Annotated in this window: 18 protein-coding genes; 12 read left to right on the forward strand and 6 right to left on the reverse strand. The window is 51.9% G+C overall.

Annotated features, from left to right (window positions below):
• Positions 1-79: 79 nt before the first annotated feature.
• Positions 80-1543: a mannitol dehydrogenase family protein gene (locus tag D6029_RS16235; protein ID WP_120065743.1), complete on the reverse strand. Its 1464-nt coding sequence runs from the start codon at positions 1541-1543 to the stop codon at positions 80-82.
• A gap of 210 nt (positions 1544-1753) precedes the next feature.
• Here D6029_RS16235 and uxuA point away from each other — a divergent pair, with 210 nt between their 5' ends.
• Positions 1754-2947, forward strand: coding sequence for a mannonate dehydratase (gene uxuA, locus D6029_RS16240; protein ID WP_120065745.1), 1194 nt, complete (start codon positions 1754-1756; stop codon positions 2945-2947).
• A gap of 61 nt (positions 2948-3008) precedes the next feature.
• Here uxuA and yeiP read toward each other — a convergent pair whose 3' ends face one another.
• Entirely contained in the window at positions 3009-3581 is a 573-nt protein-coding gene (gene yeiP / locus D6029_RS16245; protein ID WP_034497033.1) for an elongation factor P-like protein YeiP, read from the reverse strand.
• 167 nt (positions 3582-3748) lie between these two features.
• Between yeiP and D6029_RS16250 the strand changes: the two genes are divergently transcribed.
• Positions 3749-4003: a YkgJ family cysteine cluster protein gene (locus D6029_RS16250; protein WP_120065747.1), complete on the forward strand. Its 255-nt coding sequence runs from the start codon at positions 3749-3751 to the stop codon at positions 4001-4003.
• Here D6029_RS16250 and setB read toward each other — a convergent pair.
• Positions 4000-5181, reverse strand: a complete 1182-nt coding sequence (gene setB / locus D6029_RS16255; RefSeq protein ID WP_120065749.1) for a sugar efflux transporter SetB — start codon at positions 5179-5181, stop codon at positions 4000-4002. The genes D6029_RS16250 and setB overlap by 4 nt on opposite strands.
• 370 nt (positions 5182-5551) lie before the next feature.
• Between setB and fruB the strand changes: the two genes are divergently transcribed.
• From fruB to fruA, 3 genes are read left to right on the forward strand one after another with little or no spacing between them, the layout of a single operon-like run.
• Positions 5552-6685: a fused PTS fructose transporter subunit IIA/HPr protein gene (gene fruB / locus D6029_RS16260; RefSeq protein ID WP_120065751.1), complete on the forward strand. Its 1134-nt coding sequence runs from the start codon at positions 5552-5554 to the stop codon at positions 6683-6685.
• Positions 6682-7620, forward strand: coding sequence for a 1-phosphofructokinase (gene fruK / locus D6029_RS16265; RefSeq protein WP_120065752.1), 939 nt, complete (start codon positions 6682-6684; stop codon positions 7618-7620). Before fruB ends, fruK begins: the two co-directional genes overlap by 4 nt.
• Before the next feature lie 16 nt (positions 7621-7636).
• The gene (fruA, locus tag D6029_RS16270) at positions 7637-9328 is read left to right on the forward strand and encodes a PTS fructose transporter subunit IIBC (RefSeq protein ID WP_120065754.1); all 1692 of its coding nucleotides are present in this window, start codon (positions 7637-7639) and stop codon (positions 9326-9328) included.
• A gap of 78 nt (positions 9329-9406) precedes the next feature.
• On the opposite strand, the gene nfo is transcribed toward fruA, so the two are convergent.
• A complete protein-coding gene (gene nfo, locus D6029_RS16275) occupies positions 9407-10264 on the reverse strand; it encodes a deoxyribonuclease IV (protein ID WP_120065796.1) in 858 nt (285 codons plus the stop codon).
• A gap of 77 nt (positions 10265-10341) precedes the next feature.
• Complete coding sequence (locus D6029_RS16280) at positions 10342-11391, reverse strand: YeiH family protein (protein WP_120065756.1); 1050 nt, start codon at positions 11389-11391, stop codon at positions 10342-10344.
• Positions 11392-11620: 229 nt separating this feature from the next.
• Here D6029_RS16280 and yieE point away from each other — a divergent pair, with 229 nt between their 5' ends.
• The 5 genes from yieE (at position 11621) to cirA (ending at position 18161) form a co-directional block, all read left to right on the forward strand.
• Positions 11621-12487, forward strand: coding sequence for a DNA-binding transcriptional regulator YeiE (gene yieE, locus D6029_RS16285; RefSeq protein ID WP_120065758.1), 867 nt, complete (start codon positions 11621-11623; stop codon positions 12485-12487).
• 276 nt (positions 12488-12763) lie between these two features.
• The gene (locus D6029_RS16290; protein ID WP_120065760.1) at positions 12764-13054 is read left to right on the forward strand and encodes a Bor family protein; all 291 of its coding nucleotides are present in this window, start codon (positions 12764-12766) and stop codon (positions 13052-13054) included.
• Positions 13055-13172: 118 nt separating this feature from the next.
• Positions 13173-14282, forward strand: coding sequence for an SDR family oxidoreductase (locus D6029_RS16295; RefSeq protein ID WP_120065762.1), 1110 nt, complete (start codon positions 13173-13175; stop codon positions 14280-14282).
• Between the two features lie 186 nt (positions 14283-14468).
• Complete coding sequence (locus tag D6029_RS16300; RefSeq protein ID WP_120065764.1) at positions 14469-15938, forward strand: amino acid permease; 1470 nt, start codon at positions 14469-14471, stop codon at positions 15936-15938.
• A 252-nt stretch (positions 15939-16190) separates the two neighbouring features.
• Complete coding sequence (gene cirA / locus D6029_RS16305) at positions 16191-18161, forward strand: catecholate siderophore receptor CirA (RefSeq protein WP_120065765.1); 1971 nt, start codon at positions 16191-16193, stop codon at positions 18159-18161.
• A gap of 131 nt (positions 18162-18292) precedes the next feature.
• Here the strand turns inward: cirA and fghA are convergent, their stop codons facing one another.
• A complete protein-coding gene (fghA, locus tag D6029_RS16310) occupies positions 18293-19123 on the reverse strand; it encodes an S-formylglutathione hydrolase (protein WP_120065767.1) in 831 nt (276 codons plus the stop codon).
• 107 nt (positions 19124-19230) lie between these two features.
• Between fghA and D6029_RS16315 the strand changes: the two genes are divergently transcribed.
• Together D6029_RS16315 and folE are read left to right on the forward strand one after the other, a co-directional pair.
• Positions 19231-20355 carry a YbfB/YjiJ family MFS transporter gene (locus D6029_RS16315; RefSeq protein WP_120065797.1) on the forward strand — a complete coding sequence of 375 codons (1125 nt, stop codon included), beginning with the start codon at positions 19231-19233 and terminating at the stop codon, positions 20353-20355.
• Positions 20356-20471: 116 nt separating this feature from the next.
• Entirely contained in the window at positions 20472-21137 is a 666-nt protein-coding gene (gene folE, locus D6029_RS16320) for a GTP cyclohydrolase I FolE (protein WP_120065769.1), read from the forward strand.
• Positions 21138-21147 lie beyond the last annotated feature (10 nt).

The raw sequence follows: 21147 nt of genomic DNA on the forward strand, positions 1-21147 counted from the left end.
TGAACAACATTTGCCAAAATTTGAAGCCTTAGCTTGCTTCGTTCGCCTTTAAAGCAAGCTAAGGGCATAGAATGCCAAATTAACCGGCGAGTTTTGCCACGGCTGCGCGAGCGCCAGAGGTGGATAATTCATTCCATGCGGAGGTTACGCGTGCGACAAATTGCTCGTCAGCAGGCAAATCGCTACCAAAGATTTCATGCAAGCCGAGCAGGGCATGAACACGATCTTCGTCGCTGCTGGTTTCAACCAGCGTTTTGATTTTTGCCGCCAGCGGATCACGAATATCAATTTCGTTTCCAGCATCGTCAGTGCCACTGACATAGCGCATCCATCCGGCAATGCCGAGCGCCAGACACGGCCATTCATCACCCTGCTGTAAATGCCAGCGCACGCTTTCCAACATGCGCTGCGGTAGCTTCTGGCTGCCGTCCATGGCGATTTGCCAGGTTCGGTGTTTCAGCGCTGGATTCTCAAAACGCTCAAGCAAATTATTTGCGTACTGCTGCAAGTTAACGCCCGTAACACGAAGCGTAGGCGCTTGTTCCTGCATCATTAAACGGTGGGCAGCCTTGCGGAAATTCTCGTCAGCCATGCAATCATTCACATGCGGGTAGCCCGCAAGATAGCCGAGATACGCCAGGAACGAGTGGCTGCCGTTTAGCATACGCAACTTCATTTGTTCCCACGGCATCACGTCATCGACCATTTCGACGCCGACTTCTTCCCACGCCGGGCGGCCCGCCACAAAATTATCTTCAATCACCCACTGGATAAACGGTTCGCCAGAAATCGCACACGGGTCTTCAACACCCAGCGTGTCAGTGATTTCTTGTAATGATTCAGGCGTAGCGGCAGGCACGATCCTGTCGACCATGGTGCTTGGGAAGGTGACATGTTCGCGGACCCAGTCGGCTAATTCCTGGCTGCGCGTTTCCGCCATGCCAATTACGGCATTACGCACCACATGGCCGTTATCGGGAATATTGTCACAGGAAAGCACGGTAAACGGGCGCAGGCCGCGTTCACGGCGGCGGTTCAGCGCTTCTACCAGAATGCCGGGGGCGGAATGTGGTTCGGTCGGATTTTGCAGGTCATGAATAATGCGATCGTTATTACCATCGAGCTTGCCGGTTGCCGGGTCGATGCAATAACCCTTTTCCGTCACGGTCAGCGAGACAATTGCTACTTGCGGCTCGCAGAATTTTTCAATAATCGCGTCCAGCCCATCAAGTTTTGCATTCAGGCATTCCTTAACGGCACCGACAATAATCGCCTGATTTCCATCGCGACCTTTTTCCAGCACGGTATATAAATGGTCCTGCGCGCGCAGCGAACTCATCAGCTTATCGCCGCTAAACAGGCTAATCTCACAGATGCCCCAGTCGCCGCCGAGTTTATTGAGCACGCGATCGGTCAACAGCGCCTGGTGTGCCCGGTGAAACGCACCAAAACCAAAATGGACGATGCGTGTTTTCAAAGCCTTGCGATCATAACGAGGCACTTGAACATCAGCAGGTAACGTGACTGAAGCAATTGTGTTCATAAAATGCAAATCCTGATTAACCAATTAGTAACATTGCGCAGTCTAAAGTTATATGACAACAAATCAAATTGGTGTGCTGCCTTTATCCCTTTAATGTGAGCTGGATCAACCAATGTCATCGCAAAATTTGACCATAAAGCAGATTCCGGTATGGTAGTAGTCAATACAGCATTCTAGAATTGGTATGACAACTTAACTGAGGAACTGTCGATGGAACAAACATGGCGTTGGTACGGCCCAAAAGACCCGGTATCACTGGATGATGTGCGTCAAGCGGGCGCGACCGGTGTCGTTACTGCTCTGCATCACATCCCAAATGGCGAAGTCTGGCCGGTTGCCGACATCAAAGAGCGCCAGGCGGTATTGGCAGCTAAAGGTCTGACCTGGTCAGTGGTTGAAAGTATTCCGGTACACGAAGAAATCAAAACCCATTCTGGTGATTTCGATAAGCATATCGCTAACTACCAGCAGAGCATTCGTAACCTGGCTGAATGTGGCATCGACACCGTGTGCTACAACTTTATGCCGATTCTGGATTGGACGCGTACCGACCTGGAATATGAATTGCCAGATGGTTCACGCGCACTGCGTTTCGACCAGATTGCTTTTGCGGCATTTGAGCTGCACATCCTCAAGCGCAAAGGCGCTGAAGCAGATTACAGCGAAGAAGAACAGCGTCAGGCGCTGGATTACTTCAACAATATGTCGGATGCAGAAAAAGAAAAACTGACCCGTAATATCATTGCTGGACTGCCTGGTGCGGAAGAGGGTTACACCCTTGACCAGTTCCGTGCGCGTCTTGCGGAATACGACGGTATCAACAAAGAACAACTGCGTGAAAACATGGCGTACTTCCTGCGCGCGATTGTTGCGGTAGCGGAAGAAGTTGGCGTGCGTCTGGCGGTTCACCCGGACGATCCACCGCGTCCAATCCTCGGCCTGCCGCGCATCGTTTCTACCATTGAAGATATGCAGTGGCTGAAAGAAACCGTTAACAGCATTTATAACGGCTTCACCATGTGTACCGGTTCTTACGGCGTTCGCGCGGATAACGACCTGGTGCGGATGATTGAAACCTTCGGCGATCGTATTCACTTCACTCATTTGCGTGCAACTTGCCGCGAAGATAACCCGAAAACCTTCCATGAAGGCGCACACCTGCAAGGTGATGTGAACATGGTTGCGGTGGTGAAAGCGATTCTGACTGAAGAACAACGCCGTAAAAACGCCGGTGACGTGCGTCCGATCCCAATGCGTCCGGATCACGGTCATCAGATGCTTGACGATCTACACAAGAAAACGAACCCAGGTTATTCAGCGATTGGTCGCCTGAAAGGTCTGGCGGAAGTTCGCGGTGTGGAACTGGCTCTGAAACAGACTCTGTTCCCGGACTTGCTGAAGTAAGTTGCAAAGCTTCAAATAAAAAACGCGCCAGTTGGCGCGTTTTTTACATTCTAAACAACCATTAATCTGCACGACCCATAGAACGCTTTTCAGCGATATGAATGCGGATCTTCTCACCCGTCACCATATATTCTGGAACCTGAATCACAAGCCCTGTGGACATGGTTGCAGGCTTAGTGCGGGAACTTGCTGACGCGCCTTTAATGCCCGGTGCGGTTTCAACAATTTCCAGATCCACAGTCTGTGGCAGTTCAAGCGCCAGCAGTTGACCATCCCAGGTCAGAACCTGCATATCTGGCATGCCGCCTTCAGGAATGAATTGCAGCTCTTCTTCAATCTGATCTTTGGTGAAGATATACGGGGTGTAATCTTCTTTATCCATGAACACGTATTCGTTGCCATCGATATAAGAGAAATCAACGTAACGGCGGGTCAGGGTAATGGTGTCGACGATATCGTCACCTTTAAAGCGCTCTTCAACTTTCTGGCCAGTGCGGACATCAGAAAAACGCATTTTATAAAGGGTTGCAGCGCCGCGTGCGCTAGGTGCCTGAATATCGATATCTTTAACAATCAGCAGCTTGCCGTTGTAATTCAGTACCATACCCTTTTTGATTTCGTTAGCTCTTGGCATCGAAGTTTCCTGTAAAAAATTGAGGAGCGAAAATATTGCGTCAAATTACTCGCGAGGCGTGTTTCAGGCAAGCGGATTTCATCTCTGAAATTATATAAATCTACGTAGTAAAGCCGCGTCGTCGCTGCTACAGTCCAGATCCTTGTCAGCCCACCGGAGCAATGCTGATGGACTGCCGTCCCGATTGTGGCGCGTGTTGCACAGCGCCTTCTGTATCAAGCCCCATCCCCGGAATGCCTGATGGCAAACCCGCCAACACCATTTGCGTTCAGCTTGGAGCAGACATGCGCTGCAAAATCTTTACTTCGCCGCTTAGGCCAAAGGTCTGCGCAAGTCTGCAAGCGTCCCGCGAGATGTGTGGCACCACGCGCCAACAGGCGATGGATTACCTGATTTATCTCGAAGAAGCGACGGCACCTTAAATATCTTTGATTCTCGCCATGCAATACGCGGTGATGGCAATCATTCCCAACGCGATATAAAACACGGTGTGGTAATTCCAGATTTCTGCCACTACACCGGCCATCGAGCCTGCAATAATCCAGCCGACACGCGTGGTATTAGTATAAAGCGTTGTTGCGGCACCGGCCTGGCCGGGCATTAAATCCTGGAAATACAACATGCCGATACCCGCCAGAATGCCGATGAAAATCGCGTTCAGCAGTTGCAGGCCAAGCAGCATATATTCGTTGTGTATCGTCAGCATCCCAATATAGAAAAACAGACCCGCCACGCCCGCAATGCGCATCAGGAAGCGTTTACCAAAGCGTTTCGCGTAATAACCGGCAATCAGCATGGTTGGGATTTCAAGCCCGGCCGCCGTCCCCATCATCACGCCCGCCAGTTTCTCCGGCAGATGTAATTCATTAATGATGTAGAGCGGCATATTGATGATGTAGAGGCTGTTGCAGCCCCACATCATGGTGCAGGCGACAAACAGCAACAGCGCATCACGTCGGTTGCGGCGCGGCGCTTCAAGCTTAGTGGTTTTCGCCGCCAACTCTTTACGCATCGACGGTAATAGCAACCGCACCATCACACTGCACACCACAAACGCAAACGCGGCGCACAAATACATCGTCGTAAAGCCAAAACCCAGAGCCAGTGCGTAAGCGATAGGCGGGCCAATGACCCATGCCAGCGAAACCTGCGCACGCAAAATGGAGCTGAACATTACCGCTTCACGGCCTGTGTGGTCAGCGTGCTCGCGGGCCAGGGCAAACATTTGCGGGTTGGCGGTGGAGCCGAAACTGCTGAGGAACACGCCGACAAACAGCAACACGAAATAGTTACGGTTCCAGGCAAACAGTACACAGGCGAGTGCACCCAATAAGCAGCAGACAAAAATCAGCGATTTACGGTCGCCTTTGCGATCGGAACGTCCCGCTAAAAACTGGCTGACCAAAATTCCGATGACCGCACTTCCGGTGAAAAAGAAGCCGACCATTGCCGGGCGGACGTGAACTTCTTCTGTCAGAAACAGGCTCAGCGTCGGGGTTTGTAATGCGCCCGCAATTCCGGTTAAAAAAGCTACAATCAAGAAGGCAGAAGAAGTGATATCAAGGGGCTTTCGGGTTGCTGCTATGGGGGAGTTTTGCATGCTCTCGGAGTCGATTATCAATGAACGCGCGGAGTTTACGCGCCTTACCTGTAAATAAACAGTTGTTCAAATCAAAAGCGACACGAATAGATAAAACGCTGTTCCTGGATGTGTTCAGCAAAAGCTGACGTTAAAAAATAATGTGCTGAACGCACTGTGATGCTGCTCACTTTTGCTGCGGTGATGGCGTTAAAAATGTGCGTAACCTCTAAATTCCGGTAACGAAATGACAACATCTCTTGCCTGAATCGCTGAGGATCTCCACACTAATTGAAACGTTTCAGCGTCGTCTTATTTTAGTTCAGGAGTGGGATGGCGCATTTTTTCTCATTGCAGCTGAATCGTTTCAATTCAGCAGGAGAGGAGATCCATGTTCCAGTTATCTGTACAAGATATTCATCCGGGCGCAAGCGCCGGAAATAAAGAAGAAGCCATACGCCAGGTTGCCGCCGCGCTCGCGCAGGCCGGGAACGTCAGCATCGGCTACGTAGAAGGTATGCTGGCCCGCGAGCTTCAAACCTCCACCTATCTGGGCAACGGCATTGCCATTCCACACGGCACCACCGATACCCGTGATTTGGTGCTGAAAACTGGCGTGCAAGTGTTCCAGTTCCCGCAGGGAATCGAGTGGGGCGAAGGCCAGACTGCCTATGTGGCAATTGGTATCGCAGCCAGCTCCGACGAGCATCTTGGTTTACTGCGTCAGCTGACGCATGTGCTTAGCGATGATGAAGTTGCTGAACAACTCAAATCTGCAACTTCAGCAGAAGAGCTGCGTGCTCTGCTGATGGGTGAAAAACAATCCGCCTCTTTGCTGTTTGATAACTCCTTACTGGCGCTGGATGTCACCGCAACCGACTTGATGACGCTGCAAGCATTGAATGCCGGGCGCATTAAACAAGCGGGTGCGGCCAATGCGGCATTCGTCAGCGATGTCGTTTCCAGCAAACCCCTTTATTTAGGTCAGGGTATCTGGCTGAACGACAGCACCGAAGGCAACCTCGCCAGTGCAGTCGCCATCAGCCGTCCTGCCGCTGCTTTTGAAGCTGAAGGCAAACCGGTATCACTGCTGATGACGGTTGCTGTGGCCGACGACCAACCTTTGCAAGTGCTGAACCGCCTGAGCGACATGCTCATCAACAACACGGCTGACCGTTTGCTGAACGCAGATGCACCGGCGTTGCTGACGCTGCTGACATCCGATGTTGCTCCTGAGCAAAACAGCCTGAGTGCTGATTTCCAGATCCGTAACGAACATGGTTTACACGCCCGTCCTGGTACGGTGCTGGTGAATACCATCAAACAATTTAATAGTGAGATTACCGTGACAAACCTTGATGGCAGCGGCAAGCCAGCCAACGGACGCAGCCTGATGAAAGTCGTGGCACTTGGCGTGAAGAAAGGTCATCACCTGCGCTTTACCGCACAAGGTGATGATGCTGAACTTGCGCTGAATGCGATTGGTGAAGCCATTGCTGCCGGTCTGGGCGAGGGGGCAGCATGAGCCGTCGCGTCGCAACAATCACATTAAACCCGGCTTACGATTTGGTCGGTTACACCCCAGAAGTTGAACGTGGGGAAGTGAACCTGGTTCGCACTACTGGCTTACATGCCGCGGGTAAAGGCATCAACGTTGCTAAGGTTCTGAAAGATTTAGGTATCGATGTCACCGTTGGCGGTTTCCTCGGCAAAGATAACCAGGACGGCTTCCAGCAACTGTTCAGCGAACTGGGTATAGCTAACCGCTTTCAGGTGGTTCAGGGCCGTACTCGTATCAACGTAAAACTGACCGAAAAAGACGGCGAAGTCACCGACTTCAATTTCTCCGGTTTTGAAGTGACCCCGGCGGATTGGGAGCGTTTTGTTGCCGATTCCCTGAGCTGGCTCGGTCAGTTCGACATGGTTTGCGTCAGTGGCAGCCTGCCTGCGGGCGTTTCGCCAGAAGCCTTCACCGACTGGATGACACGTCTGCGTAGCCTGTGCCCTTGCATTATTTTCGACAGCAGCCGCGAAGCATTAGTCGCCGGGCTGAAAGCGGCGCCATGGTTAGTGAAACCTAACCGTCGCGAGCTTGAAATCTGGGCGGGTCGCAAACTTCCTGAAATGAAAGATGTGATTGAAGCGGCTCACGCACTGCGTGAACAGGGCATCGCGCATGTAGTGATTTCACTGGGCGCGGAAGGCGCACTGTGGGTTAACGCATCTGGCGAATGGATTGCAAAACCACCAGCTTGTGAAGTCGTCAGCACCGTGGGTGCCGGGGATTCCATGGTCGGCGGGCTTATCTATGGCCTGTTAATGCGTGAGTCCAGCGAACACACCCTACGTCTTGCGACTGCGGTCGCCGCTTTGGCAGTCAGCCAGAGCAACGTCGGTATCACCGATCGTCCTCAACTGGCGGCCATGATGGCCCGTGTTGATTTGAAACCTTTTAACTGACAGCAGGAGAGGAACAATGAAAACGCTGCTGATTATCGAACCAGGCCTTGGGCAAGCACGCGCCTATCTCGCGAAAACGCTGCTTGGGAGCGCTGCGGCTAAAGCACGCTTGCAGATTATCGACAATCCAAACGATGCCGAAATGGCTATCGTTGTGGGAACCGCCATTCCTGCCGATAACGCGCTGAATGGCAAAAAAGTGTTTCTGGGTGATATCGACCGTGCCGTACAGCACCCTGAACTGTTTTTAGGTGAAGCGAAAGACAAAGCGAAGCCATATACCGCTCCAGCCACTGTGGCTCCGGTTGAACTGGCTAAAGGGCCGAAGCGCATTGTCGCGGTAACGGCTTGCCCAACGGGCGTTGCGCACACCTTTATGGCGGCAGAAGCCATTGAAACTGAAGCGAAAAAACGTGGCTGGTGGGTCAAAGTTGAAACGCGTGGCTCCGTGGGCGCGGGTAATGCGATTACTCCAGAAGAAGTGGCTGCCGCCGATCTGGTGATTGTTGCTGCTGATATCGAAGTGGACCTGGCGAAATTTGCTGGCAAACCGATGTACCGCACTTCAACGGGTTTAGCGCTGAAGAAAACCGCGCAGGAACTGGATAAAGCCGTTGTCGAAGCAACGCCTTTTGAAGCCGCTGGAGCGACTGCCACTCAGGCAAAAGAAGGCAAAAAAGAGTCGGCGGGCGCTTATCGCCACTTGCTGACCGGCGTTTCATTCATGCTGCCAATGGTTGTTGCGGGCGGCCTGTGTATCGCGCTGTCGTTTGCTTTTGGTATTGAAGCGTTTAAAGAGCCGGGTACGCTGGCTGCGGCACTGATGCAAATTGGTGGCGGTTCAGCCTTTGCATTAATGGTTCCGGTTCTGGCGGGTTACATCGCGTTCTCGATTGCTGACCGTCCGGGTCTGACGCCGGGTCTTATCGGCGGTATGTTGGCGGTGAGCACCGGATCTGGTTTCATCGGCGGGATTATTGCGGGCTTCCTCGCAGGTTATATCGCGAAGCTGATCAGCACTAAGCTAAAACTGCCATCCAGTATGGAAGCGTTGAAGCCAATCCTGATTATCCCGCTGTTCTCCAGCCTGATTGTTGGGCTTGCGATGATTTACCTGATTGGTACGCCAGTCGCGAAAATCCTCGAAGGTCTGACTCACTGGCTGCAAACCATGGGGACGGCGAATGCGGTTCTGCTGGGCGCAATCCTCGGCGGCATGATGTGCACTGACATGGGCGGGCCGGTGAACAAAGCGGCTTACGCGTTTGGTGTCGGTTTACTGAGTACGCAAACTTACGCACCAATGGCCGCAATCATGGCCGCAGGTATGGTTCCACCGCTGGCGATGGGTCTGGCAACATTTGTTGCGCGTCGTAAATTCGACAAAGCGCAGCAAGAAGGCGGCAAAGCGGCGATGGTTCTCGGCCTGTGCTTTATCACCGAAGGGGCAATCCCGTTCGCTGCTCGTGACCCAATGCGTGTGCTGCCGTGCTGTATCATTGGCGGCGCGGTAACTGGCGCAATCTCTATGGCAGTTGGTGCGAAATTAATGGCACCACACGGCGGGTTGTTCGTACTGTTAATTCCAGGCGCAATCACTCCGGTCGTGGGTTACCTGATTGCGATTGTGGCAGGAACATTGCTGGCGGGTCTGTCTTATGCCTTCCTCAAGCGTTCAGAAACAGAGTTAGCAGTTAAAGCGGCATAGTTCCGTAGGTCGGATAAGCGCAGCGTCATCCGACAAAAATAGTAAGCTCCCGGCATCCACCGGGAGCTTTTTTTATGCCTACGCGGCGGCAGTTTCGTGCTGTTGAGCTTTCAGCCAGGCAATTTCTTCCGCCCAGATATCCGGGTTTGTGGTTTCCAGAATCAACGGAATACCGTCGAAACGGTTGTCACGCATAATCCAGGCAAACGGCGTGTGGCCGATATTCCCTTCACCCAGACTATTATGGCGGTCAACGCGGCTGCCAAAGGCACTTTTCGCGTCGTTCAGGTGCATACCGCGCAAATACTGGAAGCCTACAATTCTGTCGAATTCCGCGAACGTCTTTTCGCATTCCTCTTCAGTGCGCAAGTCATAACCCGCCGCAAAAGCGTGGCAGGTATCAATACAAACGCCGACGCGGGATTTGTCTTCAACGCCATCAATAATTGCCGCCAGATGTTCAAAGCGGAAACCAAGATTGCTGCCCTGGCCTGCGGTGTTTTCGATTACCGCCGTCACGCCTTCGGTTTTATCCAGCGCGATGTTGATCGACTGCGCAATACGCGCCAGGCAGTCTTCTTCCGGGATTTGCTTCAAATGGCTGCCAGGGTGGAAGTTCAGCAGCGTCAGACCCAACTGCATGCAGCGTTCCATCTCATCAATAAAGGCTTCGCGAGATTTTTCCAGCGCTTCTTCAACCGGATGGCCGAGGTTAATCAGATAGCTGTCGTGGGGGAGGATTTGGCCTGGACCGTAGTTGTACTTTTCGCAGGCGCGTTTGAAATTAGTGATAACTTCTTCGGTCAATGGAGCGGCGCGCCACTGACGTTGGTTTTTGGTGAACAGGGCAAAAGCGGTGGCTTCCAGTTCGTGTGCGCGAATTGCGGCATTTTCCAGGCCACCCGAGGCACTAACATGTGCGCCAATAAACTTCATCATTCTGTCTCCTGTCAAAACCCGCTACCGGGAAAGTGCCAATGATAGCGGGTTAGACAGGAATTTGCCGTTCCAAATTATGCCATCAGGTGATGGATGCCGAGGTTAATCGCGCCGCCACCGACAATCAGCCAGATAAAAAGCACCAGTGCCATCAGCAGTGGACGCACACCGGCTTTTTTCAGCGCGCTAAAGTGCGTGGTCAAACCGAGTGCCGCCATCGCCATGGCTAACAAGAAAGTGTCCAGCGTTATCAAGGCATTGACAGCCCATTCTGGCAGCAAGTGCAGCGAGTTAAACATCGCTACCACAATAAACAGCACCGCAAACCAGGGAATAGTGATTTTACTTTTCTGTGCCTGGCCTGCTGGAGCCAGTTGTTTAACGCGGGCTGCCAGGAAAATCAGGAACGGAGCCAACATCATCACGCGCAGCATTTTCGCGATCACCGCCGCATTTTCCGTTTCCGGGCTGATGGCATGACCCGCCGCCACCACTTGCGCCACTTCATGCATGGTTGAACCGGTATAGATCCCAAAAGTCTCCGGTGTGAACCACTGTGTTACGTACGGATAAATCATTGGGTAAATGAAGATTGCCAGCGTACCGAAGATAACGACGGTGGCCACCGCAACGGTGACTTTACTGGCTTCGGCTTTCACTACCGGTTCAGTTGCCAGAATCGCTGCGGCACCGCAAATGCTGCTCCCCGCGCCAATCAACCAACTGGTTTGTTTGTCCAGGCCAAACACTTTCTGGCCCAGCCAGCAGGCGAGGGCAAAAGTGCTGGTTAATGTCAGAACGTCAATAATGACGCCGCTGGCACCGACATCCGCAATTTGAGAAAACGTCAGTCGGAAGCCATAAAGAATAATGCCCAGACGCAACAAATGTTGCTTGGCAAACAGCACCCCGCCGTCGCAGTGCTGCCAGATTTTTGGGTAGAGCGTGTTGCCAATCACCATCCCGCACAGAATTGCGAGCGTTAATGCGCCCAGACCCAGACCTGCAACGGAGGGAATATTTCCCAACCAAAGTGCCAACGCGGTAATGGCTCCTGCCAGCGCAAGCCCTGGCAGAAAGTGCCACAATGTATGTCGATGAGTGGGAATTGATAACGTAGCCATAGCCTTCTCCTTTGTGTCGCCGTCATACTTCAAGCCGCAGGTGCGTTGGCTGCTCGCGCTTACCCGAATCACTTACCGGCGTAAGCTCATCGGGTTTCTCGCGCTTGCCGCCTGCCTGCAACTCGAATTATTTAGGCTTTATTGGCAAAAGAATAAGGTCTGCTAGCTTAAAAATAAAATTGATTATATATTTATAATCAATCTGAATAAGTGTTAAGGCGTACTTAATATGCATATCACGCTGCGGCAATTAGAAGTGTTTGCCGAAGTTCTAAAAAGCGGTTCAACGACCCAGGCTTCGCAAATGCTGGCACTGTCGCAGTCGGCGGTGAGTGCGGCGTTGTCCGATCTTGAAGGGCAACTGGGCGTGCAGTTGTTTGACCGCGTCGGCAAACGTCTGGTGGTCAACGAGCATGGTCGCTTGTTATATCCGCGAGTGGTGGGGTTGCTGGAACAGGCGGTCGAAGTCGAGCAACTGTTTAAAGAAGACAACGGCGCGATCCGCGTTTTCGCCAGTAGCACCATCGGCAACTATATTCTTCCGGAAATGATTGCCCATTATCGCCGTGATTTCCCAACGCTCCCGCTGGAGATGAGCGTCGGCAATAGCCAGGATGTGATTAACGCGGTGGCAGATTTCCGGGTTGATATCGGCCTGATTGAAGGCCCAAGCCACATGACCGAACTGGTCACAGAGCCGTGGCTGGAAGATGAGTTAGTGGTGTTTGCACCGCCAGATGCGCCGTTATTACAACAGCCTGTGACGCTGGAAACGCTGGCAGAACAGTCGTGGATCCTGCGTGAAAAAGGTTCCGGCACCCGTGAAATCGTCGATTATTTGCTGCTTTCCCATTTGCCGCAGTTCCATCTCGGCATGGAACTGGGTAACTCCGAAGCGATTAAACACGCCGTGCGTCATGGGTTAGGCATTAGTTGCTTGTCGCGCCGGGTGATTGCCGAACAACTGGAAACCGGCTCGCTGGTGGAAGTGCCGGTGCCGCTGCCGCGCCTTGTCCGCACACTTTACCGAATCCATCATCGCCAGAAGCATATTTCCAATGCTTTGCTGCGTTTTTTGAAGTATTGCGATGAGTAATTATTTTTAGCAGCTTAATCTCTTGAATGTTAGGAATAAGCCTGGTTGAACGCCAGGTTTATTATTCGTTTAATATTATTATTGAACTCTCGGCATTTAACTTATTAGCATCAATGTTGCTACGGCCAGATAACGGCGCCATTGTTAACTTAATCTTATATATAAACGAATTTCAAACGGCGTTTAAATAACCGGGGAGACGTGGTTATTCATATTGCATAGATAAATGTGCAATGCGAAGCTGTACTGGAATTTAATTATAAATATAGGGTTGTTATGAAAAAGTTACTGATAGCTGTTATTGCTTCTATGGCGCTGGCAGGTTGTGCACAGCAAACTTTCACCATGAAACATGATGTTGCTGAAAAGCCGACGCAGGAAGTTAAACAAGCTTTCTTTGTTCAGGGCATTGGTCAGACGCAGACCATTGACGCTGCTCAGGTGTGCGGTGGCTCCGATAAAGTGGTTCGCACCGAAGTGCAGGAGTCCGGCATGGATGTGTTGCTGCGCGTAGTCACTCTCGGGATTTATACCCCGCGTGAAGCACGAGTTTATTGCTCTAAATAAAATAAACAGCCAGTGGTTAACGCTGGCTTTTTATTGAATGCTTTCTTGTTAAATTGATTGATGCGCCGTTTATATATTCCCATTTAGCATGGCGTTTTTAACCCCAAAGGTTTTTATAATGAACAATCTGTTTATTACCGGCGCTACAGGTTTCCTGGGCGGGGCTGTATTAGCGCGCGCGCTTTCCGATTCCTCAATTGAATCTATTCTTTTATTGGTGCGGGCAAACTCTGCAAAAGAGGGTGTCGAAAGAATCAGAGATAATTTATCTAAATTTGGTTGTAGTGAACGCTTACGCGAAAAAATAACCGAAGAAAATATATTACTGGGTGATTTAGCGTATTCAGAAGATTTCCTGGATGATGAGCGTCTTTCCAGCGTCACGCACGTTATCAACTCGGCGGCGGTTGCCTCTTTTGGTGATAATGCCTTGATTTGGAAAGTGAACGTCGAAGGAACGCTAAAATTCGTCAAACGCATGGCGGATGTTGCCGGATTAGTGCATTTTGTGCATGTTGGCACCGCGATGTCCTGTGTTCCCGAAGCCGGAACGCTGGTCACGGAAAGCCTGACGCGCAAGCCAGAAGAAGAGCACCTGGTGCAGTACACCTGGTCTAAATCCACCATTGAACAATTGATGATTGAACAATGCCCGCAACTGCCGTTGGTGATTGCCCGTCCGTCTATCGTTGTCGGTCACAGCGAAGAAGGGTGCCGCCCGTCGAGCAGTATTTTCTGGGTATTCCGCATGGCGCTGATGCTCGGGAAATTCATGTGCTCAATGGAAGATAAAATAGATGTTATTCCTGTCGATTATTGCGCCGAAGCCTTGCTGCTATTATCCAAAAGTTCGTCACTGAGCGAAAAGGTTTACCACATTTCAGCGGGCGATAACGGGAGCACGCAGTTTGTCGAAATAGACCGGGCGATGGCTGCCGCACTGAATCAACAGCCTATTTATTCGCGCTATCAGCAAGTGGATTACAGCGAACTGGTCAAAAACCGTCGGGATTTCAAAACCATTTATGGGCCATGTAATGAACGGATGATGCTGCGCGCGATGCGCCTGTACGGTGAGTTTTCGATGCTGAACGTGCGCTTTTCGAATAAAAAGCTGTTGGATTTAGGCATGTCGCCACCACCGCGTTTTGTTGACTACATCAACCGCTGCGTCGAAACCACCCGTGGCTTTAGTATTCCAGAATTAATGAAGGTCGATTTTAAGTAGCATTACAATGGCAATTCAGTGGGGAATGGACTCCCACAATCCCTCGTAAATTCCCTCTATCATAAGTGCGTTACTTATAATTCGTCCCCGATCATGAAGCTCTCTTATAACAGCGTATTTCTACTATATGTATAAGACTGGTTTGCTACAATCGCGCCTCATTTTTTGGAAGGACCGCAATTTTCTATGGTTTCTCAAGATAAAACAACACAAGCGCCTGGCTTACGTCGTGAGCTAAAAGCGCGCCACTTAACGATGATCGCCATCGGCGGTTCCATCGGTACCGGGCTATTTGTTGCCTCTGGTGCAACCATTTCTCAAGCGGGCCCAGGCGGCGCGCTGCTCTCCTATATGCTGATTGGCCTGATGGTGTATTTCCTGATGACAAGCCTGGGCGAGCTTGCGGCTTACATGCCGGTTTCTGGCTCTTTCGCCACCTACGGTCAGCAATACGTTGAAGAAGGTTTCGGCTTCGCACTGGGCTGGAACTACTGGTACAACTGGGCGGTGACTATCGCCGTTGACCTCGTGGCATCACAACTGGTGATGAACTACTGGTTCCCGGACACCCCAGGCTGGATCTGGAGCGCGCTGTTCCTCGGCATCATGTTCCTGCTCAACTACATCTCCGTTAAAGGTTTTGGCGAAGCAGAATACTGGTTCTCCCTGATCAAAGTGGTCACCGTGGTGGTGTTTATCGCCGTCGGCGTGATGATGATTCTCGGCATCTTCAAAGGCGCACAACCTGCGGGCTGGAGCAACTGGGCGATTGGCGATGCGCCGTTTGCCGGTGGTTTCTCGGCGATGATAGGCGTGGCGATGATCGTCGGCTTTTCCTTCCAGGGGACGGAGCTTATCGGCGTGGCTGCGGGTGAATCTGAAGATCCAGGCAAAAACATTCCACGCGCGGTGCGTCAGGTGTTCTGGCGTATCCTGCTGTTCTATGTGTTCGCGATTCTGATTATCAGCCTGATCATTCCTTACACCGATCCAAGCCTGCTGCGTAACGACGTGAAAGATATCGGCGTCAGCCCGTTCACTCTGGTGTTCGAGCACGCTGGCCTGTTGTCTGCGGCAGCGGTCATGAACGCAGTTATTCTGACAGCGGTACTGTCTGCGGGTAACTCCGGCATGTACGCCTCAACCCGTATGCTTTACACCCTGGCTTGTGACGGCAAAGCGCCACGCATTTTCTCTAAGCTTTCCCGTGGTGGTGTGCCGCGTAACGCGCTGTACGCAACGACCGTGGTCGCTGGCCTGTGCTTCCTGACTTCTATGTTTGGTAACCAGACCGTTTACCTGTGGTTGCTGAATACTTCCGGTATGACCGGCTTTATTGCCTGGTTGGGGATTGCTATCAGCCACTATCGTTTCCGCCGTGGTTATGTGAAGCAAGGGCTTGATCTTAATGACCTGCCGTATGTTTCTGGTTTCTTCCCGCTGGGGCCAATCTTTGCCTTCGTCCTGTGCCTTATCATCACGTTGGGTCAGAACTACGAAGCATTCCTGGCTGATAAAATTGACTGGGCTGGCGTGACTGCAACGTACATCGGTATCCCGCTGTTCCTGGCTATTTGGTTGGGCTACAAAATTACCAAAGGGACGCGTTTCGTGAAATACAGCGAAATGACCTTCCCAAAAACGTTTAAAAAATAAAACGAAAAGGGCGCGATAATCGCGCCCTTTCTTATGCTGACCCCCGCAAACTTCCTTCCTAAACATTACAAATTTTAACAATTTGATTGATAACTATTCTCGTTTATCTTATGGTGTCGCCACACTTTACCCCGGCTGGATGTTGGTGAGTAAAGTTTGCAGACGTTTGCCAATGTAGCAAGCGTCGCATCAGGAATGTGAGCGCAATCTATTTGTTAAGTATTGTTTGCCATTCACCTCATGGAGAAAGGAATGTTAAGGTTGAATCCCATCGTCCGGGGAGGACTTTGCGCGTCAATAATCAGTGCTGCGTTTCCCGTCATCGCCTCTGAATACGAAGACACCGTGGTGGTTACCGCGTCTGCTAGCGAGCAAAATCTCAAAGATGCCCCTGCCAGTATTAGCGTTATCACGAAAGAAGACCTGAAAAAGAAACCGATCCAGAACCTGAAAGATGTCTTGCAGGAAGTCCCAGGTGTGCAGCTCACCAACGAAGGGGATAACCGCCAGGGCGTGAGTATTCGTGGCCTGAGCAGCAGCTACACGCTGATTCTGGTGGATGGCAAACGAGTGAACTCGCGTAATGCGGTGTTCCGCCATAACGATTTCGATCTTAACTGGATCCCGGTCGATGCCATTGAACGTATCGAAGTGGTGCGCGGGCCGATGTCCTCGCTCTACGGTTCCGATGCGTTGGGCGGCGTGGTCAACATTATCACGCGTAAAGTCGGCAAAGCCTGGCATGGTACGGTGACAGCGGATACCACGATTCAGGAAAAACGCGATCGCGGTGATTCCTATAACAGCAATTTCTTCGTCAGCGGCCCTATCGTTGACGACCTGCTGGGGGTGAAGGTTTACGGCAACCTCGGCAAACGCGAGAAAGACAAACAAGAAGAATCCAGCACCAGCGCAACGGGTGAAACGCCACGTATCGAAGGCTTCACCACGCGCAGCGGCAGCGCTGAATTTGCGCTCACGCCAACTGAAAATCAGGATATGACTTTTGGTTACGGCTTTGACCGCCAGGACCGTGATTCTGACTCGCTGAATAAAAACCGCATGGAGCGCCAGGATTACTCAATCGCCCACAATGGTCGTTGGGATTACGGCAATACCGAGCTGCGTTTTTATGGCGATAAGATTGATAACCTCAATCCGGGCAATAGCTCACCTATCACTTCACGCAATAACAGCCTCGACGGCAAACTGGTGCTGCCATTAGGCGAAATCAACCAGTTGCTGACTTTCGGCGGTGAATGGCGTCACGATAAACTAACCGACCCGGTTAACCTGACGGGCGGCAACAGTTCCGAAACGTCCGCCAGCCAGTATGCGTTGTTCCTGGAAGATGAATGGCGGATCTTTGAACCGCTGGCATTGACCACCGGCATCCGTATGGACGACCACGAAACCTACGGCGATCACTGGAGCCCGCGTGCTTATCTGGTGTATAGCGCGACTGATACCGTGACGGTAAAAGGCGGCTGGGCAACGGCGTTTAAAGCTCCTTCTTTATTACAGCTTAGCCCGGACTGGACCAGCAACTCGTGCCGTGGCTCTTGTAAAATTGTCGGCAGCCCGGATCTGAAACCAGAAACCAGCGAAAGCTTCGAACTTGGCCTGTATTACGCTGGCGACGAAGGGTTGTTGGACGGCGTGACCGGGAGTATCACGACCTTCCAGAACAACCTGGAAGACATGATTGATATTAACCGTACAGCAAATCGCGCACAGGCACCGTCGTATTCCAACTTTGTTGGTTTTGACAGCGCCGGGAACCCGATCTTCAAATACTACAACGTCAACAAAGCGCGTATTCGCGGTGTGGAAACTGAAGTGAAAGTGCCGTTTAACGATCAATGGAAATTGACGCTGAACTACACCTATAACGATGGGCGTGATTTGAGTACCGGTGGGAATAAACCGCTGTCATCTCTGCCATTCCATACCGCCAACGGTACTGTGGACTGGGCGCCGCTCGATGACTGGTCATTCTATGTTTCTGCCAACTATACCGGCGAGCAGCGTGTAACAACCAACGGCGAACCAACGCCTGGCGGTTACGTGGTGTGGAATACCGGTGCGGCATGGAAGGCGACGAAAAACGTCAAATTACGTGCGGGCGTGCTGAACCTGGGTGACAAAGACCTGAGTCGTGACGATTACAGTTACAACGAAGATGGTCGTCGTTACTTTATGGCGGTGGATTACACGTTCTAAGTTTTCGCCCTCACCCTAACCCTCTCCCCCAGGGAGAGGGGATAGTCCGGTTTTCTCCCTGTCCCCCAGGAGAGGGGATGATATGGTTTTCTCCCTCTCCTTTGGGAGAGGGCCGGGGTGAGGGGAATGAATTACGCCAAATGCTCCGCATGAAAACGCAGATGGTCTTCAATAAATGACTCAATAAAGTAATAGCTGTGATCGTATCCAGGCTGAACACGCAGCGTTAACGGCCAGTTCTTCTGTCTTGCGACTTCTGCAAACTGCGCCGGTTGCAGTTGATCGGCCAGGAACTGATCGGCATCGCCTTGATCGATCAGCACCGGAATCGCCTGCGTGGTATCGGCCTGCATCAACAACCAGCAACTATCCCATTCGTGCCATTTCTGCTGGTCTGCACCTAAATAGGCAGCAAAGGCTTTTTGCCCCCACGGCACACGCGTTGGGTTCACAATCGGCGCGAAGGCAGAAACAGAACAGTAGCGACCTGGGTTTTTCAACGCGATGCTAAGCGCACCGTGGCCGCCCATGGAATGCCCGAAAATAGAGGCTTTCTCGCTGATGCTGAAGTTGTCAGCGATTAATGCAGGCAGCTCATCATTAATGTAGTCATACATCCGGAAATTGTCGGCCCACGGTTCTTCTGTGGCGTTGAGGTAAAAACCTGCGCCCTGGCCGAGATCGTAGCTTTCATTATTAGGTACGTTTTCACCACGCGGGCTGGTATCTGGCATCACCAGTACAATCCCCAATTCAGACGCGACACGTTGTGCGCCGGCTTTAGTGGTGAAGTTTTCGTCGTTACAGGTTAAACCAGACAGCCAATAAAGAACCGGTGGAGGAGTGGTGCGCGGCGTTGGAAGAAAAATACTGAACGTCATCGGACATTTCAATACTGCGGAATCATGGCGCCAGCGCTGCTGCCAGCCTTCAAAACATCGGTGTTCTTCTAGTAGTTCCATCCAGAGGTTCCTCAAATATATTCAATATCAATGAATAACTTTCACTTCTCCCCAGTCTAGCCATGCGGCATCATGCTGGCAACGAAATCGTAACAATTGGGGGCTGTGTGGCGGCACGTATCGCATTGACGGGATTTTTGGTGCTGGTGGTCGCAATGGGCATTGGCCGTTTCGCGTTCACGCCGCAAGTCCCGTTGATGATAGCGGAAGGGCAACTTACCTTAACCAGCGCGGGTTTGGTAGCCGCGATTAACTATCTCGGTTATCTGGTTGGCGCGTGGGATGCCATGCGCGCGCATCGGCGTGTCGAGCTGCGATTAATGGCTGGCGTCTGGGGGGCGGTGATTTTAACGCTGCTTTCAGCAACCGTAGATTCCGCATTGTGGCACGCACTGATTCGTTTTCTGATTGGTTGTGCCAGCGGTTGGGCGATGGTGTTAATCGCCGCCTGGAGCAACGAACAACTGGCGCATTTAGGCAAGCCGGGGTTAAGCGCCGCCGTGTTTGCAGGGCCGGGAGCGGGGATATTTATCAGCGGTTTGCTGGCGGTTGCGATTCACAGTTATGGAATATCGGCCAGCCACGCCTGGCTAATTTACGGCGTTTTAGCACTGCTATTTATTGCCTTAATCGCCCGCAACTTACCGCGCAAAGGCGAATTGCATCGCCCGGAAACGGCACCAGAACCGCTGGTTTTAACGCCGCAACTGAAACGCCTGGTCTGGAGCTACAGTCTGGCGGGATTTGGCTACATTCTGCCCGCGACGTTTTTATCGCAAATGGCCAGCGCGCGTTTCCCCGGCAGCGCATTCGCGCAGTTCGTCTGGCCGATTTTCGGTGGGGCGGCGGTGTGTGGGATTTTGCTCGGAATTGCTGCGCGGCATTGGTTGCAAAGCCATCAACGCCTGGCGCTGGTTCTCTGGTTACAAGCGCTTGGGGTATTCGCCTCAGATATGATTCCCGGCATGTTTGGCCTGGTTTTAGGATCGCTGCTGGTGGGCGGAGGCTTCTTATGTGCGGTGCAATTGTCGCTACTTTATGGGCGCGAACTGGCACCGAAACATACCCGTTATATGGCTGGATTGCTGACCACCGGCTACGCGACGGGGCAGTTAGTCGGCCCGATGCTCTCGGCATTATCGACTTCACTGACCGGGCAGCTTGAACCCGCACTTTATTTCGCCGGATTTGCTTTATTAATCGGCGGCGGTCTGGTGTGGAGAAGGTATTGACGATTTCAATAATTATCGTTCGCACTACTGGATTATGCGACCGCGCTCACGCACAATGAGCGCACACTTTGCCCCTATGAGAGCAGAGGTCAGCCACACCTGCAGGAGAAAACAACATGACATCACTCAGTCCAGAAGCCACATTGGTTCACGAAGCACTGGTTGCTCGCGGTTTAGAAACCCCGTTGCGCCCACCTGTGCGTGAGCTGGATAACGAAACCCGCAAGCGTCAGATTGCCGAACATATGACGGAAATCATGCAGTTGCTCAATCTCGATTTGAGCGACGATAGCTTGATGGAAACCCCGCATCGCATCGCAAAAATGTATGTCGATGAGATTTTCTCCGGCCTCGATTACGCCAATTTCCCGAAAATCACCGTCATCGAAAATAAGATGAAGGTCGATGAAATGGTTACGGTGCGCAACATTACGTTGACCAGCACTTGCGAACACCATTTCGTCACTATCGACGGGAAAGCGACGGTTTCTTATCTGCCGAAAGACACCGTGATTGGCCTGTCGAAAATTAACCGCATTGTGCAATTCTTTGCCCAGCGCCCGCAGGTTCAGGAACGTTTAACTCAGCAAATCCTGATTGCTCTGCAAACTCTGCTCGGCACCAACAATGTGGCGGTATCTATTGATGCGGTCCATTATTGTGTGAAAGCGCGTGGTGTGCAGGATGCGACCAGCGCGACGACCACCACGTCGTTGGGCGGATTGTTCAAATCCAGCCAAAATACTCGCCAGGAATTCCTGCGCGCTGTGCGTCATAGCTAACCATTAATCA

It is taken from the genome of Buttiauxella izardii (genome assembly GCF_003601925.1).
Classification (GTDB): Bacteria; Pseudomonadota; Gammaproteobacteria; order Enterobacterales; family Enterobacteriaceae; genus Buttiauxella; species Buttiauxella izardii.